Annotated in this window: 20 protein-coding genes; 6 read left to right on the top strand and 14 right to left on the bottom strand. The window is 63.3% G+C overall.

What is annotated here, in order from left to right; all coding sequences use genetic code 11:
• Window positions 1–6 precede the first annotated feature (6 nt).
• The 8 genes from RMN95_RS12995 to RMN95_RS12960 form a co-directional block, all read right to left on the bottom strand.
• Window positions 7–2,763 carry a DNA translocase FtsK 4TM domain-containing protein gene (locus RMN95_RS12995; RefSeq protein ID WP_309617330.1) on the bottom strand — a complete coding sequence of 919 codons (2,757 nt, stop codon included), beginning with the start codon at window positions 2,761–2,763 and terminating at the stop codon, window positions 7–9.
• Window positions 2,764–2,839: 76 nt separating this feature from the next.
• Window positions 2,840–4,051: an ABC transporter permease gene (locus tag RMN95_RS12990; RefSeq protein ID WP_309617329.1), complete on the bottom strand. Its 1,212-nt coding sequence runs from the start codon at window positions 4,049–4,051 to the stop codon at window positions 2,840–2,842.
• Window positions 4,048–4,770, bottom strand: coding sequence for an ABC transporter ATP-binding protein (locus RMN95_RS12985; RefSeq protein ID WP_309617328.1), 723 nt, complete (start codon window positions 4,768–4,770; stop codon window positions 4,048–4,050). Before RMN95_RS12985 ends, RMN95_RS12990 begins: the two co-directional genes overlap by 4 nt.
• Window positions 4,767–5,735: a hypothetical protein gene (locus RMN95_RS12980; RefSeq protein WP_309617327.1), complete on the bottom strand. Its 969-nt coding sequence runs from the start codon at window positions 5,733–5,735 to the stop codon at window positions 4,767–4,769. Before RMN95_RS12980 ends, RMN95_RS12985 begins: the two co-directional genes overlap by 4 nt.
• A gap of 585 nt (window positions 5,736–6,320) precedes the next feature.
• Window positions 6,321–7,997: a ribonuclease J gene (locus RMN95_RS12975; RefSeq protein ID WP_309617326.1), complete on the bottom strand. Its 1,677-nt coding sequence runs from the start codon at window positions 7,995–7,997 to the stop codon at window positions 6,321–6,323.
• A gap of 66 nt (window positions 7,998–8,063) precedes the next feature.
• A complete protein-coding gene (gene dapA / locus RMN95_RS12970; RefSeq protein WP_309617325.1) occupies window positions 8,064–9,038 on the bottom strand; it encodes a 4-hydroxy-tetrahydrodipicolinate synthase in 975 nt (324 codons plus the stop codon).
• A 10-nt stretch (window positions 9,039–9,048) separates the two neighbouring features.
• On the bottom strand, window positions 9,049–9,579 hold the full coding sequence (locus RMN95_RS12965) for a dihydrofolate reductase (protein WP_309617324.1): 531 nt from the start codon (window positions 9,577–9,579) through the stop codon (window positions 9,049–9,051).
• Window positions 9,576–10,385 (bottom strand): thymidylate synthase, encoded by an 810-nt coding sequence (locus tag RMN95_RS12960; protein ID WP_309617323.1) that lies wholly within the window; start codon window positions 10,383–10,385, stop codon window positions 9,576–9,578. Before RMN95_RS12960 ends, RMN95_RS12965 begins: the two co-directional genes overlap by 4 nt.
• Before the next feature lie 89 nt (window positions 10,386–10,474).
• Here RMN95_RS12960 and RMN95_RS12955 point away from each other — a divergent pair, with 89 nt between their 5' ends.
• Genes RMN95_RS12955 through RMN95_RS12940 form a run of 4 tightly spaced genes read left to right on the top strand, consistent with a single transcriptional unit; the run spans window position 10,475 to window position 12,651 of the window.
• Window positions 10,475–10,786 carry a thioredoxin family protein gene (locus RMN95_RS12955; RefSeq protein ID WP_309617322.1) on the top strand — a complete coding sequence of 104 codons (312 nt, stop codon included), beginning with the start codon at window positions 10,475–10,477 and terminating at the stop codon, window positions 10,784–10,786.
• Window positions 10,783–11,289, top strand: coding sequence for a DUF4395 domain-containing protein (locus tag RMN95_RS12950; protein WP_309617321.1), 507 nt, complete (start codon window positions 10,783–10,785; stop codon window positions 11,287–11,289). Before RMN95_RS12955 ends, RMN95_RS12950 begins: the two co-directional genes overlap by 4 nt.
• 37 nt (window positions 11,290–11,326) lie before the next feature.
• On the top strand, window positions 11,327–11,752 hold the full coding sequence (locus RMN95_RS12945) for an OsmC family peroxiredoxin (protein ID WP_309617320.1): 426 nt from the start codon (window positions 11,327–11,329) through the stop codon (window positions 11,750–11,752).
• The gene (locus RMN95_RS12940; protein WP_309617319.1) at window positions 11,752–12,651 is read left to right on the top strand and encodes a TIGR01777 family oxidoreductase; all 900 of its coding nucleotides are present in this window, start codon (window positions 11,752–11,754) and stop codon (window positions 12,649–12,651) included. The genes RMN95_RS12945 and RMN95_RS12940 overlap by 1 nt, the downstream gene beginning before the upstream one ends.
• Before the next feature lie 20 nt (window positions 12,652–12,671).
• On the opposite strand, the gene RMN95_RS12935 is transcribed toward RMN95_RS12940, so the two are convergent.
• Window positions 12,672–13,118 (bottom strand): hypothetical protein, encoded by a 447-nt coding sequence (locus RMN95_RS12935; RefSeq protein WP_309617318.1) that lies wholly within the window; start codon window positions 13,116–13,118, stop codon window positions 12,672–12,674.
• Entirely contained in the window at window positions 13,115–13,876 is a 762-nt protein-coding gene (dapB, locus tag RMN95_RS12930; protein ID WP_309617317.1) for a 4-hydroxy-tetrahydrodipicolinate reductase, read from the bottom strand. The genes RMN95_RS12935 and dapB overlap by 4 nt, the downstream gene beginning before the upstream one ends.
• 101 nt (window positions 13,877–13,977) lie before the next feature.
• On the opposite strand from dapB, the gene RMN95_RS12925 reads away from it, so the two are divergent.
• Entirely contained in the window at window positions 13,978–14,442 is a 465-nt protein-coding gene (locus tag RMN95_RS12925; protein ID WP_309617316.1) for a GNAT family N-acetyltransferase, read from the top strand.
• Here the strand turns inward: RMN95_RS12925 and RMN95_RS12920 are convergent.
• Both RMN95_RS12920 and RMN95_RS12915 read right to left on the bottom strand, forming a co-directional pair.
• Complete coding sequence (locus tag RMN95_RS12920; protein WP_309617315.1) at window positions 14,439–15,041, bottom strand: histidine phosphatase family protein; 603 nt, start codon at window positions 15,039–15,041, stop codon at window positions 14,439–14,441. The genes RMN95_RS12925 and RMN95_RS12920 overlap by 4 nt on opposite strands.
• Window positions 15,042–15,048: 7 nt before the next feature.
• Window positions 15,049–16,422, bottom strand: a complete 1,374-nt coding sequence (locus RMN95_RS12915; RefSeq protein ID WP_309617361.1) for a pitrilysin family protein — start codon at window positions 16,420–16,422, stop codon at window positions 15,049–15,051.
• A 234-nt stretch (window positions 16,423–16,656) separates the two neighbouring features.
• Between RMN95_RS12915 and RMN95_RS12910 the strand changes: the two genes are divergently transcribed.
• On the top strand, window positions 16,657–17,268 hold the full coding sequence (locus tag RMN95_RS12910; RefSeq protein ID WP_309617314.1) for a TetR/AcrR family transcriptional regulator: 612 nt from the start codon (window positions 16,657–16,659) through the stop codon (window positions 17,266–17,268).
• A gap of 92 nt (window positions 17,269–17,360) precedes the next feature.
• Here the strand turns inward: RMN95_RS12910 and RMN95_RS12905 are convergent, their stop codons facing one another.
• Complete coding sequence (locus tag RMN95_RS12905; protein ID WP_309617313.1) at window positions 17,361–18,353, bottom strand: aldo/keto reductase; 993 nt, start codon at window positions 18,351–18,353, stop codon at window positions 17,361–17,363.
• Between the two features lie 379 nt (window positions 18,354–18,732).
• A partial coding sequence (locus tag RMN95_RS12900) for a polyribonucleotide nucleotidyltransferase (RefSeq protein WP_309617312.1) occupies window positions 18,733–20,714 on the bottom strand: 1,982 nt, incomplete at its 5' end.

Raw genomic sequence — 20,714 nt, 5'->3', positions numbered from 1 at the left:
GGCGGTTCACTCTCGATCGGTCAGGCCCCAGGCGTCCTCACCGGATTCGGCGCTGACCTCATCGTACCCGGCCAGCGAATCTGCCACTGGGTCGTATCGGGCGGCAGCGGGTGAACCATCTGCCCCGGACGCCGGCGCACCGGAGGTCGACCCATCGTCACCACGGAGGCGGGCGAGTACGGAGGGCAGTTGCTCGGCTGACACCAGAACATCCCGCGCCTTCGAGCCCTCGGAGGGACCGACAATCTCGCGCGATTCGAGCAGATCCATGAGCCTGCCCGCCTTGGCAAACCCGACTCGAAGTTTTCTCTGCAGCATCGAGGTCGAGCCGAACTGGGTGCTCACGATGAGTTCGGTGGCCGCAAGCAACAACTCGAGGTCATCCCCAATGTCAGCATCGATGTTCTTCCTCTCCACCGATACCGCAACATCCTCGCGATACTCGGGCCTGGCCTGAGCGATGACGTGCTGCACGACAGCGGCGACCTCGCTCTCGGTTACCCAGGCTCCCTGCACGCGAATCGCTTTCGACGTGCCCATGGGCAGGAATAGCGCGTCTCCCTGCCCGATGAGCTTGTCGGCGCCCGGCTGATCAAGGATCACGCGGCTATCGGTCATGCTCGACACCGCGAACGCGAGGCGCGACGGAACATTGGCCTTGATCAGACCGGTCACAACATCGACCGATGGTCGCTGGGTCGCGAGAACGAGGTGAATTCCGGATGCCCGAGCCAGTTGCGTGATGCGAACGATGGAGTCTTCGACATCTCTTGGGGCGACCATCATCAGGTCGGCAAGTTCGTCAACAACGACTAGTAGGTAGGGATAGGGCGACAGGGTGCGCTCGCTGCCGACGGGCAACACTATCTCGCCCGCCACCACGGCACGGTTGAAATCGTCGATGTGGCGGAACCCAAATGACGCGAGATCATCGTAGCGCATGTCCATCTCTTTGACGACCCAGGCCAGAGCCTCGGCGGCTTTTTTGGGATTGGTGATGATGGGGGTGATGAGATGTGGCACGCCCGCGTAAATCGACAGTTCCACTCGCTTCGGGTCGATCAGAACCATCCGCACTTCGGCAGGTTTGGCCCGCATCAGAATTGAGGTGATCATCGAGTTCACGAAACTCGACTTGCCCGAGCCGGTAGATCCGGCCACCAGAAGGTGCGGCATCTTGGCGAGGTTGGCGACAACAAAACCGCCTTCGACATCTTTGCCGAGCCCGATGGTCATGGGATGCACACTCTTCGTGCTCGCAGACGAACGCAGCACGTCACCCAGCGAGACGATCTCACGATCTTTATTCGGGATCTCTACACCGATAGCGCTCTTTCCCGGAATCGGTGAAAGAATATTGACCTCATTGCTGGCAACGGCGTAGCTGATATTGCGGGCAAGTGCGGTAACGCGTTCTACCTTCACGCCGGGGCCGAGCTCGAGTTCGTAGCGTGTCACCGACGGGCCACGACTGAAGCCTGTGACCTTCGCATCGACCTGGAACTGGTTCAGCACCTCGGTAATCGATGCGACGACCTCGTCGTTAGCCGCTGAGCGGGACTTGGGCGGTGTGCCCGCGGTCAACACGGCCGGCGCCGGCAGCCGGTAGGCCGCGGTGGGCTGACGCGGTGCTCTCGCGGCGGGCGCGAGTGGTGGGTCATCCTCGAACTCCCCCGCCACCCCCTTTTCGCGGGCCGTGGTCGTGAAGCCTGGCAGCCGCTCAGGGTTCGGGATGCCGGCGCCGTCATCGCGCAGACTGGTTGCGCCGGGCTCAACCTCACCGGTGAACCGTTTGACCGCATCCTCGGCTCTGAGAAGTTCGGCGAGAACGTCGATGCCCTCAGCGGGCGGGGTTCGATCAATGACGTCCGTGACCTGATCACGGGACACGACCGGGCTGTCAAACGCGGCGGGCTCGTCTGTGCGGCTGGACTTATTCCGACGCCACCATGGGATTGATGCGGGATCTTCGTTGAGCCCGAGATCACTGAGCGAGCCGAACTCGAGTGAATCGTTCTTCGACGACGTCGAGCTCGTGGTGTCGGATGCGACCGCAAGCTGGGCCCCGAATAGGTAGGAGTAGAGCTCACGCAGGCGTGACCCAATACGATTCGGAGGCGTCTTGGTGATGATGAAAAGCGACAGGGCGAGCAAAAGCACGACAACCGGCACAGCGAGTGCCGCTGTGCCGAGGCTCAGCAGTGGTTGCGCCAGGATCCACCCGAGCACGCCGCCCGCTCGGGCGAGCGCCTCCATGCCTCCGGTGGGCTGCGGCGCTGCACCGAAGATGTGGCACAGTCCGCTGACAGTCACCACGAGAAGGCTCACCCCGATGCCGATGCGACCGTTGTCATGCACGCTCGAGGGATGACGGAACAGCCAGATCGCAAACAGGAGCATGATCACGGGTAGCGCGAACGCAACGCGGCCGAACAGCCCACCGAACGTGTAGGCATCCAGGGCGATGGCGACCGAGTCTGTCGGGTTAAACCACTCCACGACGGCGCCCGCGACGGCCAGCAGGAATACCAGGAACGGAACGCCATCACGCCGTTCCTCTTTCGCGAGCGTCTCTTTGCCGAGCACTCGAAACGCGCCGCCAACCGCGTGGGCCAGGCCAAGCCATGCCTTAGTGAGCGGTCCGTCCTGTTCGATGACTACCTGGCGCTGTTTCGCGCGTGGGAGTCGCTTGGTTGCCTGGGTGGCGCGCGACCGCGCCGGAGTCGTGCGGGCGCGCGACGTCGACCTGGTGCTCGTAGCCATGGGCTCCACGGTACCCGCGACGGCCGTCACAACCGGGGATGCCCGGGGCGCGTGTCAGCGCGCATTTCGGCTCACATCAGTAACGGATGGCGTCGATGACCTTCACGCGCACGGCGACAACTGCGGGGAGCAAACCGGCAAGCGCACCCACCAGTGTCGCGGCCCCGAGACCGATCAGCGCGGCCTCGAGAGGGAACGCCGGCAGGTCGGTAACGCCCTGCCCGATCAGATCCGTCACCATCGGGCTCTTCACGATCAGAACGGAGAGAAAAACCCCGACCACTCCCGCCGCAACGGTGGCGACAACGCTCTCCATCATGACAGCGAAGAACACACGGCCCGCTGTTGCGCCGAAACTGCGCCTAATACCGATTTCGCGGATACGCTGGCGCACCGTCACAAGCGAGATATTCACCAGGCCAAGCGCACCGAGAAACAGCACCAGGCCCGCGACCCCTCCCACCAGAAGCTTGAGAGGCAGTAGAGGATCTTCGCCACCGAAGGCCTGATAATCCTGGCGGTTGACGTTGACCTGCCAGCCCTCGCCCAGGGCGCTGGCGATGTCTCGTTCGATGAGCGGCGTGAGTTCATCCGAGATCTCGGGCGGAACCCACATCTCGTATTGCGGGAACAGAGCCGCCTGCTGCTCGGGCGTCGAGATGCGGTTATATGAATCGGTGAGCATGAACATCGTCGGCCACTCATCAAAGGACGCCGACGGTGTCACCCCGATGATCACCGCCGTGACCGGATTCGGTCCGTCGAGCGTCACCGTGGGATGCGTGGCGAGGTCGGGAGAGCCCATCCGAGTCCAGACCACCTCGTTGACGACGAGCGCCGGAGCCAGTCGGTCAGCGTCCGCCTCGGAGAACCACGACCCTTTCTCGAGCCTGACGCGATGCATGGTGCCGTAGTCGGCATCCACAATCGTCGTACCGACAGAGGTGACGCCATCGACGAACTGAACGGAGACCTGCGAGCCGGTAGAACGGGTTGACCAGGTGATCGCGTAGCGATCCACCGCGGTGGTGAACGCTTCGGTGATGGTTTCGGCATCCGGTGACTCGCCAGAAACGGGATTGTATGCACTGATGAACAGGGTCGCGGGGCGCCCCGAGCTGCGTTCGTAACTCTCGGTGGTGGCCTGCTGGGCAATGGCCCCGAGGCCCACCACGGTCGTGATCGCGGTGACGGCGACAGCCACCCCGATCAGGCTCAGCAGCACCCTTGTCCTGTGGATGCGCAGTTCGGCCCACGCCTCCGCGATCGCCCCGATAAGGCCACTCACCGGGGCATACCCGGCTGCACTGCCAGCACGCGGCTGACGTCGACGGGCTGGAGAACCCCCCGATCCAGGCGGTAGTGGCTGCGTGCGAGGGCCGCCACGTTCACGTCGTGGGTGATGGTGATGAGTGCGGCTCCGGATGCCTCGGCCACCTCATCCAGGAGAGCCATAATCGTCGCGCCCGTTTCCACATCAAGCGCGCCGGTGGGCTCGTCGGCGAGGATCAGCCGCGGACCACGCACCAGCGCCCGAGCGATCGCCACCCGCTGTTGCTCACCGCCTGACATCTTCTCCGGCATGCTCTGGGCGCGACTTTCGAGACCCACGCGCCCCAGCATCTCCATTGCGAACTGCTTCCTTCGCCAAAATTGTTTTCCTGTCGCGTACAGCAGCGGTGTCATGACGTTCTCCAGGGCCGACCGCCCTCCCAGAAGATTGAACTGCTGAAAGATGAACCCAACATCTCGACCTCGCGACCGATCCCGCTCAGTGGCGGACATTTTCGAGATCAGCTTGTCGTCAAAGCGGATCTCTCCCTCGGTGGGGTTGTCGAGCAGGCCCAACAGGTTCAACAGAGTCGACTTTCCGGAACCAGAACGCCCGACAATGCTCACGTGGTCTCCGACATTGACCTCGAGATCTATGCCTCTCAAAATATGTAGCGGTGGGGCGTCAGGAAGGTCGACAGACCTCGTGACACCGCTCAGGCTCAGCAGGCTCATCCGCAGACCGTATTGCCCTTGCCGTCGTCGATGCACTGGCCGGGCAGCGGCACGGTCGCGGCTGGTGCACCCGGAATGAACTGCAGGATCATGTCACCCTCCACCAGGCCGTCGACGATCTGTATGTTGATGCCGTCGTTGATTCCTAGCGTGACGGGTCGAGATTCGGTCGATCCGTCAGGCAGCACGAAGAAGACGTTGCCGGTCTCCGATGCTCCCTCGACCGCCGTCACGGGAACGGTCAGCACGTCGGCTGCAACTCCGCCGGCGAGGGTGAGCTCGGCCGAGAGACCCGCGAAGACTTTCACGTCGCCGGGAACCGCACACCGGACCGTGGGGGTCGGAGCAGGAGCGCCAGCATCCGAGCCGGTAACCGGCGCCGTGATCGTGAGCCCTCCGCAGGCGAATGGGGCTGGGCCGCCAGCGATCGTGACCTGGGCTTCGGTGGGCTGGTTCAGCAACCGGTATTGCTGTTCGGGAGCGATAGGTCCACTCACGTTGAACGTGGGTGGGGCGACCTTGCCCACGTCGTCCCCCACGGCGAAGGTTTGATCGACGAGCGCCGTAAGGCTCGACAGCACCCCGGCTGTGGGCGAGACCACGGTCTCGTAGTCCACGTAGGAGGTGCCGTCGGGATTGATCACGTCGGCCCTTAGAATCAGGATCTCGGTGCCAACATCCACCGCCTGTCCGGCCTTGACGAGCACCTCGCGAACTTGTCCCGCAAGAGTCGCCTTGATCTCGACCGCAGCGTCAGCAGCGACAGTGCCCTGCAGCGTAACGTCATTCTGGATTGTGCCGACCGTGACCGCGACCTGTGGTTCCACGACCTGCCCGGTCGGCGAGGCAGCGTCATTGGCGGGCATACTGTCAGCGAAGAACGCGATCTTCACCAGCGCTGCGGCGATGGCCACAAAAATCAGGATCCGGATGATCGGAAAAATCCATTTGCGTGCGATTCCCACGTGAACCATCCTCACTATCTGCGACTTTCGCCGTTGAGATTGCCTCGCATAACACTATTCGACACGGGGCTAAACCAAATCATTCGAGAGGAGGATATCCCCACCCGACGTTTCGCCGACGGTGCGGGTCACAGACTGCTGGAGCTAATCGGACGAGACCTCGTTACCTCTACGACCGATGCCGCACCTCCTCCGTTGAGAGTTGCGTGCAGTGCGAGCGCGCAGAGTTGCCGGCGGGAGTCCACAACCGGCGGCGGGAGTAGCGAGTCCCGCCACCCGTCACTAGACCCCGCCGCAGGTGCAGGTACTCCCGCCAACGGCGGTACGGCTCGGCAGCCACGGCCTGCTGTGCCGGTCTCGAAACCGAGACCGCAGCCCCGCATCGCGAACGACAAAGCGCGATTCGGGATGGCGCGAACCAGAGCGGCACAAATTCCGCCCGCCCGCGTCAGAGCCACGGGGTTAGGGGGGCAATCTTCGCTCGTGGCGCAGTCACGCCCGAAAGATGGGGTGGTTCACCACCTCATCCGAGCTATGGCTCGACCGAACGGCTTCGCCGCCCGGATCGATAACTGTGCCTCTCGACTACGCCTCGATGACGACCGGCACAATCATCGGGCGGCGGCGGTGTTGTGTATTGACCCAGCGGCCGACGGTGCGACGGACAACCTGCGCGAAGGCATGGGTATCGCGAGTGCCGTTCTCCGCAGCATCCGTCAACGCCTTCAACACCTGAGGGATGACCGCATCGAAGACCTTCTCGTCTTCGGCGAAGCCCCGCGACTGGATCTCGGGGCCGACGATAACCTTGCCGGTCTGTGGATCTACCGCTACGAAAATGGAGATGAAACCCTCCTCGGCCAGGATGCGGCGATCCTTGAGGTCGGCATCCGTAATCTCCCCGACACTCGAGCCGTCGACATACACATAGCCGAGATCGAGCTGGCCTACGACGCTGGCAACGCCATCGCGCAGGTCGATCACCGTGCCGTCTTCGGCGATGATCGTATTCTCCTCCGGCACTCCCGTCTGGATGGCGAGATTCGCGTTGGCGACCAGGTGACGGTATTCACCGTGCACGGGAAGCACGTTCTTGGGCTTCAGGATGTTGTAGCAGTACAGCAGCTCCCCCGCCGCAGCGTGGCCCGAAACGTGTACCTTCGCGTTCGCCTTATGCACGACGTTGGCGCCGAGCTTGGTCAGCCCATTGATCACCCGATACACCGCGTTTTCGTTGCCGGGAATCAGCGAGGAGGCGAGGATGACGGTGTCACCCTTGCCGACCTCAATCTGGTGCTCCATGTTGGCCATCCTCGCGAGCACCGCCATCGGTTCACCCTGGCTGCCGGTCGACATATAGACCAGCCGATCGTCAGGCAGGTCGGCCGCCTTTTTGGCATCCATCAATACACCGTCTGGCACCTTCAGGAACCCAAGATCGGCGGCAATGCCCATGTTGCGAACCATCGAGCGCCCCATCAACACGACTTTGCGATTGTTGGCGGCGGCGGCGTCAAGCACCTGCTGCACTCGATGCACATGGCTCGAGAAACTGGCCACGATAACCCGTCGGGGTGCCTTAGCAATCACGGCCTCAAGAACGGGGCCGATGTCGCGCTCGCTGGGGGTGAAACCGGGCACATCCGCGTTGGTGGAGTCGGGAAGGAACAGGTCGACGCCCTTCTCTCCGAGCCGCGCGAAGGCACGCAGGTCGGTGATTCGGTCGTCGAGGGGCAGCTGATCCATTTTGAAGTCGCCTGTGTGCAGCGCGACGCCGGCCGGTGTGGTCAGTGCGACCGCGAGCGCATCCGGGATGGAGTGGTTCACAGCGATGAACTCGAGCTCGAACGCGCCAAGTTTCTCGTGCTGGCCTTCGCGCACGGTCAGGGTGTACGGCGTAATCCTGTGCTCTTTGAGCTTCGCCTCGATGAGCGCGAGTGTGAGGGTGCTGCCGATAAGGGGGATGTCCTGGCGCAACTTCAACAGGTACGGCACCGCACCGATGTGATCTTCGTGGCCGTGCGTGAGCACGATACCGAGCACATCGTCGAGGCGATCCCTGATGGAACTGAAGTCGGGGAGGATCAGGTCGACGCCCGGCTGGTTCTCCTCGGGAAACAGCACGCCGCAGTCAACGATCAGCAGCTTGCCGTCGAACTCGTACGTGGTCATGTTGCGGCCGATCTCGCCAAGACCACCGATGGGGGTGACGCGGAGAGTGCCCTGGGGAAGTGCGGGAGGGGAAAAAATGGAGACTGGCATCTGAACCTTGCGTGGGTGTGATGGGGCCTCTAGCCCCCTGGGTAATTCTTCGTGACCCGCCCGCGACTAACGCGTAGCTCCTGCGACTTTCGGCAGTGCGCCGCCGGCGGCAGCGTTTCGGTCTGGACGGAAGTTGTCAAAGTTCAGGCCCGGGATGTCTCGAACCAGGCTCAGGTCATCCTCGATGATCGCGGCCTCCCCATCTTCGGGGCCCACCAGTGGCAGGCGCACACGAGGGCTGGCGATCCGACCCAGGCCATGCAGGATGTACTTCGCGGCGACGGTGCCGGGAACGTGGGTCATGACGGCGCGCACCAGCGGTTCGAGCAGCTTATGCGCCGCGGTGGCGGTGGCAAGGTCGCCGGCGTTGACGGCATCCACGATCTGTCGATACGGAGTGGCCGCGATGTTGGCGGTCACTCCGATGAGACCCGTTGCCCCAATCGCCAGGTGCGGGAGAATGTTCGAGTCGTCACCCGAGAAGTACAGCAGGTCGGTGTTGTTCAGTACGCGGCTTACTTCGCTGAAGTCGCCCTTGGCGTCTTTCACTGCCCGGATGTTCGGATGTTTGGATGCCCGGAGGATCGTTTCATACCTGATCGGAATGCCCGAGCGGCCCGGGATGTCATACAGGATCACCGGAAGATCTGTCGCATCGGCGATCATCCTGAAGTGGGTGAGCACGCCGGCCTGGGTCGGCTTGTTGTAGTACGGGGTCACGATCATGACCGCGTCCGCACCGGCCCGCGCGCTCGACTTGTGCAACTCGATCGCGTGAGCCGTCTCATTCGAACCGCCACCCATGACGATCTTTGCGCGACCAGCGGCGACGCTCTTGGCGACCTCCACCAGCCTGAGCTTCTCGGCATCGGTGAGGGTGGATGTCTCACCCGTCGTTCCCGAGATGACTATGCCGTCAGCGCCCGCCGAGATGACATCGTCGATATGCTTCTCGACGGTTGGCCAGTCGACCTCCCCCTCCGCTGTGAACGGAGTAATGAGAGCGACGAGTACCTGCCCGAATGGATTGTCTATAGCCACGGGTTACAGGCTATCGGGTGTCGGTTCGCCGGTAGGTCAGGAAGCGGTAGTCGAGGCCCCTGCCCGACGAGTGCCAGCCACTTTCCGGTTCAACTACGTCGATGCCCCAGTCTTCAGAGATCGTTGGCGCCGTGGTGTCGCCGTCCATCGTTGCGTCGATCTCCGTCACCTCCAGTCGGTCGGCCCTCGGCATGAATTCCGCGTAGATTGCGGCCCCACCCACGATCCATACCGTGGTGGGCCGGTCGTTGGAGGCCAGATCGAGTGCTTGCTGCGCGGAGTGAGCAACCTCAGCTCCCACAGCTCCCCACGTAGTGTCACGGGTGATTACGATGTTGCGGCGACCCTCGAGAGGGCGAAACCGCGGCGGCAGAGAGTCCCAGGTCTTTCGACCCATTACGACCGGGGCACCGGTGGTGAGCTCTTTGAAATGAGCCAGGTCTTCCGGAACATGCCAGGGCATGGTGCCTGCGCTACCGATGATCCCTCCTCGCGCCTGGGCCCAGATCATCGCCAACTCGGTGGTGACAGGGGCGCTCATACCGCTACGGCGCCGCGAATCGCGGGATGATGCTGGTAATTCTCGAGTGTGAGGTCACCGAACTCATAGTCGAAGATGCTGTCGCGCGTGGTCGTGATTGTCAGCGCAGGCAGCGGGAATGGCTCGCGGCGAAGTTGTTCGGTCACCTGCTCGAGATGGTTGTCGTAGATGTGGCAGTCGCCGCCGGTCCACACGAAGTCGCCGACCTCCAGTCCCACCTGCTCGGCGACGAGGTGGGTGAGTAGGGCATAGCTCGCGATATTGAAGGGAACACCGAGAAACAGGTCAGCGCTGCGCTGGTAGAGCTGGCATGACAGCCTGCCGTTCGCGACGTAGAACTGGAACAGCGCGTGACACGGAGCCAGCGCCATGTTTGGGATGTCGGCCGGGTTCCACGCCGACACGATCAGCCTGCGAGAATCCGGCGTTGCCCTGATCGCATCGATGACCTCGGAGATCTGGTCGATCTGCCCACCACTCGGGGTCGGCCAGGAGCGCCATTGCACTCCGTAGACGGGCCCGAGCTCACCCGAGGCATCCGCCCATTCGTCCCAGATGGTGACCCCGTTCTCACGCAGCCATCCCACATTGCTCTCACCACGAAGAAACCACAGCAGCTCATAGGCGATCGACGTGAAGTGGACACGCTTCGTGGTGATCAAGGGGAAGCCGTCGGCGAGGTTGTACCTCAGCTGACGGCCGAACACACTTCGGGTGCCGGTGCCGGTGCGGTCTGACTTAGGCGTGCCGTTGGCGAGGGTGTCACGCAGCAGGTCTTCGTACGGGGTGGGGATCGCGGAGTCCATCGCGCCAATATTACTGTGCCGCCACCGGTGGAGTAACAGATGGAAACACTCGGTGTCTCGGCCCGGATTTGGCTTACCGTAGCCGCATCATGAATTTCATCCTGATCGCTGTGACACTGTTCGGACTCACTGCACTGGCCACCGCCGTGGGTGTGGTGTGGCGGCGCTCCCCGTGCCGAATGACACATTCGGTGCTGGACGAGCTCGCACGCCAGCGAGACGGCGTCAGACACGTCGACATTGATCTCGGACTTCGCCCGGAGCTCGCGGTACGGTTCAGAATCGTGCAGACGCCGACCACCCTCATCCTGGACCGCAGCGGAGTCGTGCGATCCCGTATCGGCAGCGCAGCGCGGCGGGATGTCGTCAGCTCTGAACTCGACAGGCTCCTGGTGGCATGACAAACGCTCCACCGCCTCGCCCACCCCAGTCCGGAATCGACCCACGCAGCCCGCGATTCGGCGCCGCCATCACGGCGGCACTGCTACTGCTGGTCGTCGGAGTCTCCCTCGCTCACGCCCTCGGCGTTTCGCCGGCACGCAGGGCGATCGAGCCCGGTTTCATCCTGCTCGCTGTCGTCACAGCCCTCTTCGGCTGGGGCGCATTCGCCGGAGTCCGCCGCCATCCTTATGGCCTGCTTTTCACGACGCTCCTCCGACCACGGCTCAGCCCACCGACCCACCGCGAAGACCCAAAGCCGCCCACCTTCGCCCAGGGTGTGGGCTTTGCCATCGGCCTGTCAGGGCTTGTCCTTCACCTGGCGGGTCTTCCTTACGCTCTCGTCGTCGCGGCGGGCCTCGCGTTCATTGCCGCATTCCTCAACGCCGTCTTCGGTTTCTGCCTGGGATGCCACATCTACCTGCTGCTTGCCCGAGCCCGAGGCGCAAGGGGTGCCGCCGCCTGACGCAGCGCATAGTGTGGAACCAACGAAAGGTGCACACATGCCAGTGACCAGCGAAGCAACCACCCTGTGGTTTGGCGACCTCATGAGCGGCACGGGGACCACATCCCTCGACTCATCCGACGCGGCAGAGTTCCCTGTGAGTTGGGCCGCCCGATCGACAGGCACCTCAGGTAAGACAAACCCCGAGGAATTGCTCGGCGCCGCGCACTCGGCCTGCTACTCGATGGCGTTCGCCGGTGCCCTGGCTGGCAACGGCACTCCTCCCGAAAGCCTGCAGGTGACCGCGGCCGTCACCTTCGATCCCGCCACGGGCATCACCGGAAGCCACCTTCTGGTCAGCGCGAAAGTTGCGGGGCTGGGTGATGACGTATTCCAGATGCTTGCCGAAGCTGCGAAGCAGAACTGCCCGGTCTCACGGGCCCTGGCCGGGATCCCGATCACGCTCGAAGCCAGCCTCGCCTGATGGCCCCATCGCTGCGTGTGCTGATCGCCGGGGCATCCGGATTCATCGGCACAGAGCTCACCAGGCAACTTCAGGAAGACGGCCACACGGTCACCACCCTGGTGAGGTCGGAACCAAGAACGAGTACCGAGTTCCTGTGGATGCCGTCAGAGCTGACCGTCGACCAGCGCGCGATTGACGCGGCCGACGCCGTCATCAACCTCGCGGGTGCAACCACGGGCAGGATCCCGTGGACGAGCAGCTATAAACGGGAGATCCTGTACTCGCGGGTTAAAGGCACCCAGACCATCGCCGAGGCGATCGAACGAGCAGCAACCCCTCCGGCGGTATTCCTCAGCGGCTCGGCCGTCGGGTATTACGGCGACCAGCCCGGCGTCGAACTCACCGAGACCTCGGCCAAAGGCGGAGGCTTTCTCAGCGACGTGGTTGAGGCATGGGAGCATGCTGCCCGACTCACACCGTCGACGACTCGCGTCGTGATGTTTCGCACGGGTGTCGTCGTGGGTAACGGCGGTGCGTTCACGCCCCTCATTCCGCTCACGAAGCTAGGGCTCGGCTCGAGATTCGGTTCGGGCGAGCAGAACTGGCCCTGGATCTCGCTCCACGACGAGGCCGCTGCCATTCGGCATCTGCTCTCGTCCGGGCTGGATGGAGTGGTCAACCTGGCCGGCCCCACCCCGGCAACCTCGGCCGAGATCACCGATGGCCTTGCGGATGCCCTGGGCAGGTGGCATCCCTTCGCGGTGCCCGAATTCGCCCTGAACGCCCTGGGGGATGCCGGTCGAGACCTGCTCCTCTCGAGCGAGAACGTCGTTCCACACCGACTGCTCGCTGACGGTTTCGAATTCCGCCACACCACTGTTCGAGCCGCGATCCAGGAGCTCGTGGAGTCGCTCTGAATCGAGAGCCCCAGCAACCGTCAGGCGGGAGCAGAGCGATGCAACGCAATCGCCCGGCGCGTGGCCCAGCGCGCGCGACGGCGATCGCCACTGGCGTCGTAAGCGAGCCCGAGCCTCAACCACGCGCGCCATGACCCAGGATCTGCCTCAACTTCGGCCTGGTACCTCGGGAATTCAGCATCGGCGGCGGCGGGATCGGCACGACCGCTGGGCATGCGTGGCAGCGTGTCGACAGGCAGCCCGCCCTCAACTCCCAGTTGCCTGAGCAACCTCTCTCCTCTGACGACAAACACCAGGTCGGCAATGAGCACCCAGGCACCGATCCCCGGAAGAACCACGAGCGCGAATCCGAGCGCCTTCGCGAGCAGCTCCGCCGAGTTGATCAGGAGAATCGCGTAGTTGGTGACGAACACCAGGTACAACACCAACAACGCCGCCATCACGAGGGTCGCGATGCGAGCCTTCACGAAGCCGGACCACCGTGGGCACGCTCGAGGCCAAGATCAATGAGTCGGTCGAGGCCGACGGTCACGCCTCGGGCAGTGCGGGCCGCTCGCAGTGCGAGCAGGATCCCGGCTTCGTACGCACTCGGCGCGAGCGTGTCGTGGCTGATCGTCAGGATCTCGCCGTTCCCCCCGAAAATGACCTCCTGCTTGGCGACGACACCCTGCATCCTCAGACTGTGAATGGGAATGCTCGAGACCTGCTGTCCCCGAGCGCGCTGGTCGACGTGGGGAGCCACGACCGGCCCGAGCGCGCCTCTGGCGGCACCCATCAACTCAGCCGTGCGCACTGCCGTCCCGGAGGGCGAATCAACTTTGGACGAATGATGAGCCTCGACGATCTCGATGGAGTCGAAGAATCGCGCCGCCATCGCGGCGAACGATGTGGCGAGCACCGAACCAATCGAGAAGTTGGGCACGATGATCACGCCGACGGAGAGATTTCCGGAAATGGTGCGCTCCAGCGCGGCAATACGTTCGCTCGACCAGCCCGACGTGCCCACCAGCACGTTGATGCCATGGGCGACCGCGAATTCCACGACTCCCTGCGAGACGGCCGGGAGTGTGACATCCACAGCGATATCAGCACCAAGCATGTCGCTCAGTTCGCCCTTTGAATCGATCCGAGCCACGAGCTCGAAATCATCGGAAGCCTCGATAATCTGGGAGGCGAGCTGGCCCATTTTTCCCGTAGCGCCGATGACGGCGACCCTCGTTGTCATGCGGTAAATCTATCAAGGTCGACTGCCGTCGAAGTGTCGCGGCCCACTCGACCTTGCCTCCTCGTCGTCAGAGAATTTGGGTTCACGCCTACGCTGGACGGGTGCAGGCCTTTGTCGAAACAGCGGTATCGGATGCCACGGCGCACGCACTTCTCGCCGAATACTTTGACTACCGCGAGTCAACCTTTCCGAACGCGGTCGGCTACGTCACCACGTTCCCCTCCCGCGAGACCTTCACGCCGCCGAAGGGACTGTTCCTCGTGGTTGAACTGGATGGGCGCGCGGTCGGTTGTGGCGGCATCCGGTCACTCGACAACGCCCGATTCGAGGCGAAGCACCTCTGGCTTCAGCCCACGGCACGGCACCGCGGCCTGGGTCGAGCGCTTCTCGCCGAGCTGGAGCGACTTGCTGCCGAGCTCGGGGCTGTCGAGATCGTGCTCGACACGAATTCAAGCCTCGCCGCCGCCGGAAACCTGTACCGCTCGAGCGGATACGTCGACATCGAGCCGTATAACGACAATCCCAACGCAACCAACTGGTACGCGAAGCAACTGACGCGCCGTTAGAACGGCTGCAGCTCCGGCATGCCCGTGCGCAATTCGACGGGAAGGTGACCGAGATCGTTGTGAGTGACCAGCACCGGAGGCTTGGCACTCCTGACCCGGATGATGGTAAGCCCACAATTCGCCTGGTTGATGCCGAGCCAACGCCAGGTCGGTGCGCCGAAAACCTCTCGCACGAACCACGCGATCACGGAGTTGTGGGTGATGAGCAGATCGTGCTGGTCATGGCGTGCCGGTGCCAGGAACTCGGCCACGGCGTCAGCCATCTGCGCCTCCCCCGCCTCGATCTCGGCGGCCGTCACCGAACCGAAAAACGATTCGAAGGAGTGGGGCATGTCGTTCGTGGGCCCCGAGGGGATGCAGTCCATCAACAGCGAACTGGGCTGCGACTCTAGCGCAGGCATCCTTTCGGTCATGATCCTCGCTGTCTCCGCGGCGCGCTCCAGGGGTGAATGCCAGGAACGCGTGAAGGGAACTCCCCCCAGACGCTCCGCAATAGCGCGCGCCTGGCGCACGCCCTTTCCCGAGAGCGGTCCGTCGGGGAGCCCATGCTCTGCATCCTGTTGCTCGCCGTGACGCACGAGGTAGAGGTAATGAGCCATGACCTGGTTACCTGGTTTCCTGCGGGCGTGCCGGGGCGTTGAGGGTGGGTATTCCCGCAAACGCCGTGTCATCAATTGTGCCGACGGCGGCGATGGACATCGGACGGGCTGCCAGTTCTGTCGCGAGCTCGCGCACCGCATCCGCCGTCACCATATTCAGGCGTCGGAGTGACTCATCAAGGTCAACGAATTCACCGAGAGTGAGCTCGCTACGACCAAGCCTCGACATCCTGGTGTCGGAATCTTCGAGAGCGAGGGCGGATGCACCGCTCAGCTGGCCCGTTGCGCGACGCATCTCCTCGGTCGTCACGCCACCCTCGGCGAGGCGTGCGAATTCGCCGACCATGAGTTCGGCCACCTGGGAGGCCTTCGCAGGGGAACACCCGGCGTAGATGCCGTACACGCCGGCGTCTGAGTAACTCGGCGCGAAGGCGTAAACAGAGTACGCGAGCCCACGTTTCTCGCGTATCTCCTGAAAAAGACGGCTCGACATCCCGCCACCGAAGATCGCATTCATGACCGAGAGCGTGGCCCTTCGCTCATCGGCAGCGGCGAGTCCCGCCACGCCCAGGAGGATGTTGGCCTGCTCGATCGGGCGTTTGACCACCACCAGCGGGCTGCCGCGCTCGATGAGGTCGTGAGTGGATGCGCGCCGGGGCACAGGCTCAGATTCCAGGGCGAGATCCCAGCCGGCCCGCTCAAGCGCTGCTGTCACCCTGCTAACTACGTCATCGTGGTCCACAGCGCCAGCCACGGTAATGACCAAATCCTGGGCGCGATAGTTGGCCCGATAGTGCTGCCACACTGCCTGCCGGGAGACTGCCGCGATCGTGTCCGGACTTCCGCCAATGGGCCGGCCAAGGGGATGATCACCCAGAACGGCCTCGAAGAAGCGCTCGCTCGCGACGTCCGAAGGGTCATCGTCGGCCATCGCGAGTTCTTCGAGAATCACGCCGCGCTCGGTCTCGAATTCGTCCGGGTCGATTATCGATGACGTGAACATATCGGCCAGGACGTCCACGGCCATCGGGAGATCTTTATCCTGGACCTTGGCGTAGTAGCAGGTGTATTCCTTGGCAGTCATAGCGTTGTGCTCGCCGCCGACCGAATCGAAGGCCACCGCGATGTCGAGGGCGCTGCGGGTGGTCGTCCCCTTGAAGAGCAGGTGCTCCAGGAAGTGCGTGGAACCGTAGGTCTCCGGCAACTCATCCCTCGACCCCACCGCAACCCAGTATCCGATCGTGGAGCTTCGCGCGCCTGGCACGGACTCGGTGAGTATTCTCACCCCACTGGGTAGCACTGTGCGACGAACCAGCGCATCACCCGATGCGATAAAGGAGAGTTCCGGAAGGTCGAGCGGGAGAGACACAGCACCGTTTATCACCCGCCGAGCCTACGTCATGCCGCTGAACACCCTGTCTGCGACGTGACCCACGTATTGGGGGGGATAAAAAGTGAACAAACAGACTGGTCTGTCTGTCCACATATGCTACGGTATATCGCAGGCCCCGAAGCCTGTGCATGACCGTTATCCCGATAACGGTCATGCACCATCGTTGCCACGACTGTGGCAGCGACGACATTGCCGTCACATCATTCACGAAGGAGTCGCGCTGTGGCCGTTTTAGAAGCACTCACCACCGTCAATCTGGTTCCAGCGATACAGCGCGCTCCCGCGAAAGGCCGCATTCTCGACACGGCGAACGTGCTGTTCTATGAAGATGGAATCCGCAATGTCGGCGTCGACCGAATCATCAGCGCGTCATCAGTCACCAAGGCCACGTTCTACAAGCACTACCGCGCCAAAGACAACCTGATCGTCGAATACATCACACATCGTCACGCCACCGTGCGTGCAAACCTCGAAGCGATCATCGCCAGCTCACCCAACGCCGAGATAGCCCTGCGGGAGTTCATCGCGGCGGTCATCGCCGAAATCGACAGGCCTGGATTCCGCGGCTGCCCGTTCATCAATGCCGCCGCCGAGTTCCCTCAGTCTGATCATCCTGTCAGGAAGGTGGTGACGGCCCACCGCGAGTGGTACGTCGATACCCTCGCCGAGCTCTTGCGCAGCATGGGCCACCCGGTTCCCGGCGACGCAGCTGACGAGCTGTTGCTCGCCAGGGATGGTGCTCTCGCCGGCGGCTACGCTGGGGACTCCGTCGCAGCATCCGCCGCTTTGGGCCGTATCGCTAATCGTGTGTTGGCAGAATCCGTGGGCCACTAGCGACGACCGCAGTCGAAGCGGGAGTGCCATCGCGGTGCTGCTCTGCTTCGAGAATGAAGGAAGCTGTTGCGACGGCAGTGATGGGCAGTTGGCTAGCGTGACACGAGGTCGAGCTCGGCTACCTGTAGTCGTGAGAGTTGCAACCCAGCGGCGGCGGCAAGGTCAGCCACCTGTTCCGGATGCGAGGCCGAGACTACCGGAGCGACCACGTTCGGCTTGGCCAGCAACCAGGCCAGGGCGACGGAGGCGACGCTTGAGTCGTGAGCCTTCGCGATCCCGTCGAGAGCGGACAGTATTCGCAGGCCCCGGCGATTGAGGTACTTCGCCGCCTCTCCGCCTCGGGGGTTGAGTGCCAGATCCGACCTCTGCCGGTACTTGCCGGTAAGAAATCCGCTCGCGAGAGCGAACCGGGGCATGACCCCGAGACGCTGCTGCGCCGCAACGTTCGCCAGGTCGCCCTCGTATTCCTGGCGGTGTACGAGGTTGTAGTGGTTCTGCAGGGCGACCATCGGAGCCACTCCGACCATTGCCGACGCGATCCTTGCCTCAATGAGTCGATTGCCGGTGTGGTCTGATCCGCCAAAGAACCTCACCTTCCCGGCTCGGATAAGTTCGTCGACCGCGAGTAAAGTCTCCTCGAAAGCGACCGTCGTGTCATCGATATGTAGGTACAGCAGGTCGATGTGCTGCACTCCGAGTCGATCCAAAGACGCGTTCACGGCCCTCGTCAGGACCCTCGCGCGCAGACCCGGGTTGTCTGCGCTCTTACCCACTTTGGTGGCAACCACGATGCTCGATCTATTCCGGCGTGACCTCATCCAGTTGCCGATCATCGTCTCACTGCGTCCGGCCGCATACGAGTCGGCCGTATCAATAAAGTTGCCGCCCTGGGCCGCGAAGCTATCGAGAATGCGATTGGTCGCCTCATCATCAGTCTTCCAGCCGAAGACATTGCCACTCATGGCAATCGGAAAGACCCGCAGATCGGAGTTGCCAACGAAACGCAGTTCGGCCTCGCCGGGTTGAATCGCGCTAGGTTGGGTCGCGTCGGCGGGCTCCTGCGGCGCTGGTACACGCTCTGTCATGTCGAACTGTCTCGTCTCGAGCCGGGCCACTCGTCCTCACCCAAGGTTTTATCACTGTATTGCCGTCAGGGGTGCGCCGGGATACGGATCGACCAATCGTTATCCGTCTGTATCGAAGGCTGTCGTCGCGTCGCCAACCATCGCCTCGAAGGCAACCCTGCGTCCGTGCCAGCAGCAAGTGAATGCTGAGATCGGACGACCCCCCTGTTCCGATGGGGCTCACGATCGTGAGTACGCAAAAGGGCCCATCCCCGAGGGGATGGGCCCTAGTGTCTTACGCGAGCGCCTGGCGAGAGGCCCCGCGCAGATCTATTCCGCGTTGCTGACCGCGAGGGTACCGGCGCAAGCACCGGACCCCTCCCGGGAGCACGCGGGCGCGTTACCCTTCAGCGGGCGCTTCCGGACCCTCGGACGCGGCAGCGGAGCTGTCGGTGTCCGCGGGCTCTGCGGCATCGTCGACGGGAGCGAGCGAGAGCTTTCCGCGGTCATCGATCTTGATGATCTCGACCTGGATCTTCTGGCCGACCGCGAGTACGTCCTCCACATTCTCGACGCGCTTACCACCGGCGAGCTTACGGACCTCGCTGATGTGCAGCAGGCCGTCCTTGCCGGGGGTGAGCGAGACGAACGCACCGAACGTCGCGAGCTTGACGACGGTTCCCAGGAACCGCTCACCGACCTCTGGATTCAGCGGGTTCGCGATCGCGTTGACTGCGGCACGAGCTGCCTCTGCCGACGGGCCGTCGACGGCACCGATGTAGACGGTCCCGTTGTCTTCGATTGAGATGTCAGCGCCAGTGTCATCCTGGATCTGGTTGATCGTCTTGCCCTTCGGGCCGATCAACTCACCGATCTTGTCGACCGGGATCTGAACGCTTATGACACGGGGCGCGGTCGGCGCCATCTCGTCGGGGGCATCGATCGCGGCGTTGATGACGGCGAGGATCGCGGTGCGAGCCTCCTTCGCCTGCTTGAGCGCGCCATCCAAAACAGAGGACGGCAGACCGGCGAGCTTGGTGTCGAGCTGGATCGCTGTCACGAACTCGGAGGTACCTGCGACCTTGAAGTCCATGTCGCCGAGTGCATCTTCGGCACCGAGGATGTCGGTCAGCGCCGCATAGCGGACCTGGCCGTCGACGTCGTCGGAGATGAGGCCCATCGCGATACCGGCGACGGGTGCGCGCAGCGGCACACCGGCGTTCAGCAGCGACAGGGTCGAGGCACACACCGAACCCATCGACGTGGAGCCGTTGGAACCGAGAGCCTCTGACACCTGGCGGATCGCGTAAGGGAACTCCTCGCGCGACGGGAGCACGGGAACGAGGGCGCGTTCGGCGAGGAACCCGTGCCCGATCTCGCGGCGCTTCGGCGAACCGACACGACCGGTCTCACCCGTCGAATACGGCGGGAAGTTGTAGTGGTGGAGGTAGCGCTTTTTCGTGACGGGATTCAGCGAGTCGATCTGCTGCTCCATCTTGAGCATGTTCAGCGTGGTGACGCCCAGGATCTGGGTCTCGCCGCGCTGGAAGATCGCCGAACCGTGAACGCGCGGGATGACCTGCACCTCCGCGTCGAGCGCACGGATGTCGGTCAGGCCACGACCGTCGATACGAATGCCCTCGGTCAGCACACGGTTACGCATGACCTTCTTCGACACGCTCTTGTACGCAGCAGACACCTCGCCGTTAGCGGAGGCGGGAAGGCGCTCGGCCTCGACCTCGGCGGCAACGTGGCCCTTGACGCGATCCTTGAGCTGGTCGTCGGCGTTCTGGCGCTCGATCTTGTCGGCGATCTGATAGACGGCCTTGAGATCTTCCCAGGCGAGACCGGCGACGGAATCGTAGGTGGCCTGGCTGTAGGGCGGGAACAGCGGGAAGTCCTGAATGGGCTTCGCTGCGGTCGACGCAAGCGACAGCTGGGCCTTGATGAGCTGCGTGAGGAACGGCTTGGATGCTTCAAGACCCTGCGCGACGATGGCCTCATCCGGCTTCGTGGCACCTGCCTTGATGAGCTCCCAGCTGCCCTCGGTGGCTTCGGCCTCCACCATCATGATGGCGATGTCCTCGTTACCATTCTCGTCAGTGACGAGGCGGCCGGCGACGGTCAGATCGAACACGGCGTCAGCAAGCTGTGAGTGCCTCGGGAAGGCGACCCACTGGTCTGCCCCACCGGGAGCCGAGATGAGGGCGAGGCGGATGCCCCCGACCGGTCCATAGAACGGAAGGCCAGAGATCTGCGTACTGAGCGAGGCGGCGTTGATCGCGAGTGCGTCGTAGAACTCATCCGGTGCAATAGACAACACCGTGATGACAATCTGAACCTCGTTGCGCAGGCCCTCGACAAAGGTCGGGCGCAGCGGTC

Origin of the sequence: Salinibacterium sp. (assembly GCF_031364185.1) — a bacterium.
Classification (GTDB): Bacteria; Actinomycetota; Actinomycetes; order Actinomycetales; family Microbacteriaceae; genus Rhodoglobus.
The sequence above is the reverse complement of the archived record's forward strand: the minus strand, read 5'-3'. Positions and strand labels throughout refer to the sequence as shown.

Excerpts from the sequence above, each read along its gene's own strand:
- RMN95_RS12940 (WP_309617319.1), top strand. The coding sequence starts at position 11,752 with ATGGCCCCATCGCTGCGTGTGCTGATCGCCGGGGCATCCGGATTCATC.
- RMN95_RS12960 (WP_309617323.1), bottom strand. The coding sequence starts at position 10,385 with ATGGACTCCGCGATCCCCACCCCGTACGAAGACCTGCTGCGTGACACC.
- RMN95_RS12955 (WP_309617322.1), top strand. The coding sequence starts at position 10,475 with ATGAATTTCATCCTGATCGCTGTGACACTGTTCGGACTCACTGCACTG.
- RMN95_RS12985 (WP_309617328.1), bottom strand. The coding sequence starts at position 4,770 with ATGAGCCTGCTGAGCCTGAGCGGTGTCACGAGGTCTGTCGACCTTCCT.
- RMN95_RS12920 (WP_309617315.1), bottom strand. The coding sequence starts at position 15,041 with ATGGCTCATTACCTCTACCTCGTGCGTCACGGCGAGCAACAGGATGCA.
- RMN95_RS12965 (WP_309617324.1), bottom strand. The coding sequence starts at position 9,579 with ATGAGCGCCCCTGTCACCACCGAGTTGGCGATGATCTGGGCCCAGGCG.
- RMN95_RS12995 (WP_309617330.1), bottom strand. The coding sequence starts at position 2,763 with ATGGCTACGAGCACCAGGTCGACGTCGCGCGCCCGCACGACTCCGGCG.
- dapB (WP_309617317.1), bottom strand. The coding sequence starts at position 13,876 with ATGACAACGAGGGTCGCCGTCATCGGCGCTACGGGAAAAATGGGCCAG.
- RMN95_RS12950 (WP_309617321.1), top strand. The coding sequence starts at position 10,783 with ATGACAAACGCTCCACCGCCTCGCCCACCCCAGTCCGGAATCGACCCA.
- RMN95_RS12975 (WP_309617326.1), bottom strand. The coding sequence starts at position 7,997 with ATGCCAGTCTCCATTTTTTCCCCTCCCGCACTTCCCCAGGGCACTCTC.
- RMN95_RS12945 (WP_309617320.1), top strand. The coding sequence starts at position 11,327 with ATGCCAGTGACCAGCGAAGCAACCACCCTGTGGTTTGGCGACCTCATG.
- RMN95_RS12905 (WP_309617313.1), bottom strand. The coding sequence starts at position 18,353 with ATGACAGAGCGTGTACCAGCGCCGCAGGAGCCCGCCGACGCGACCCAA.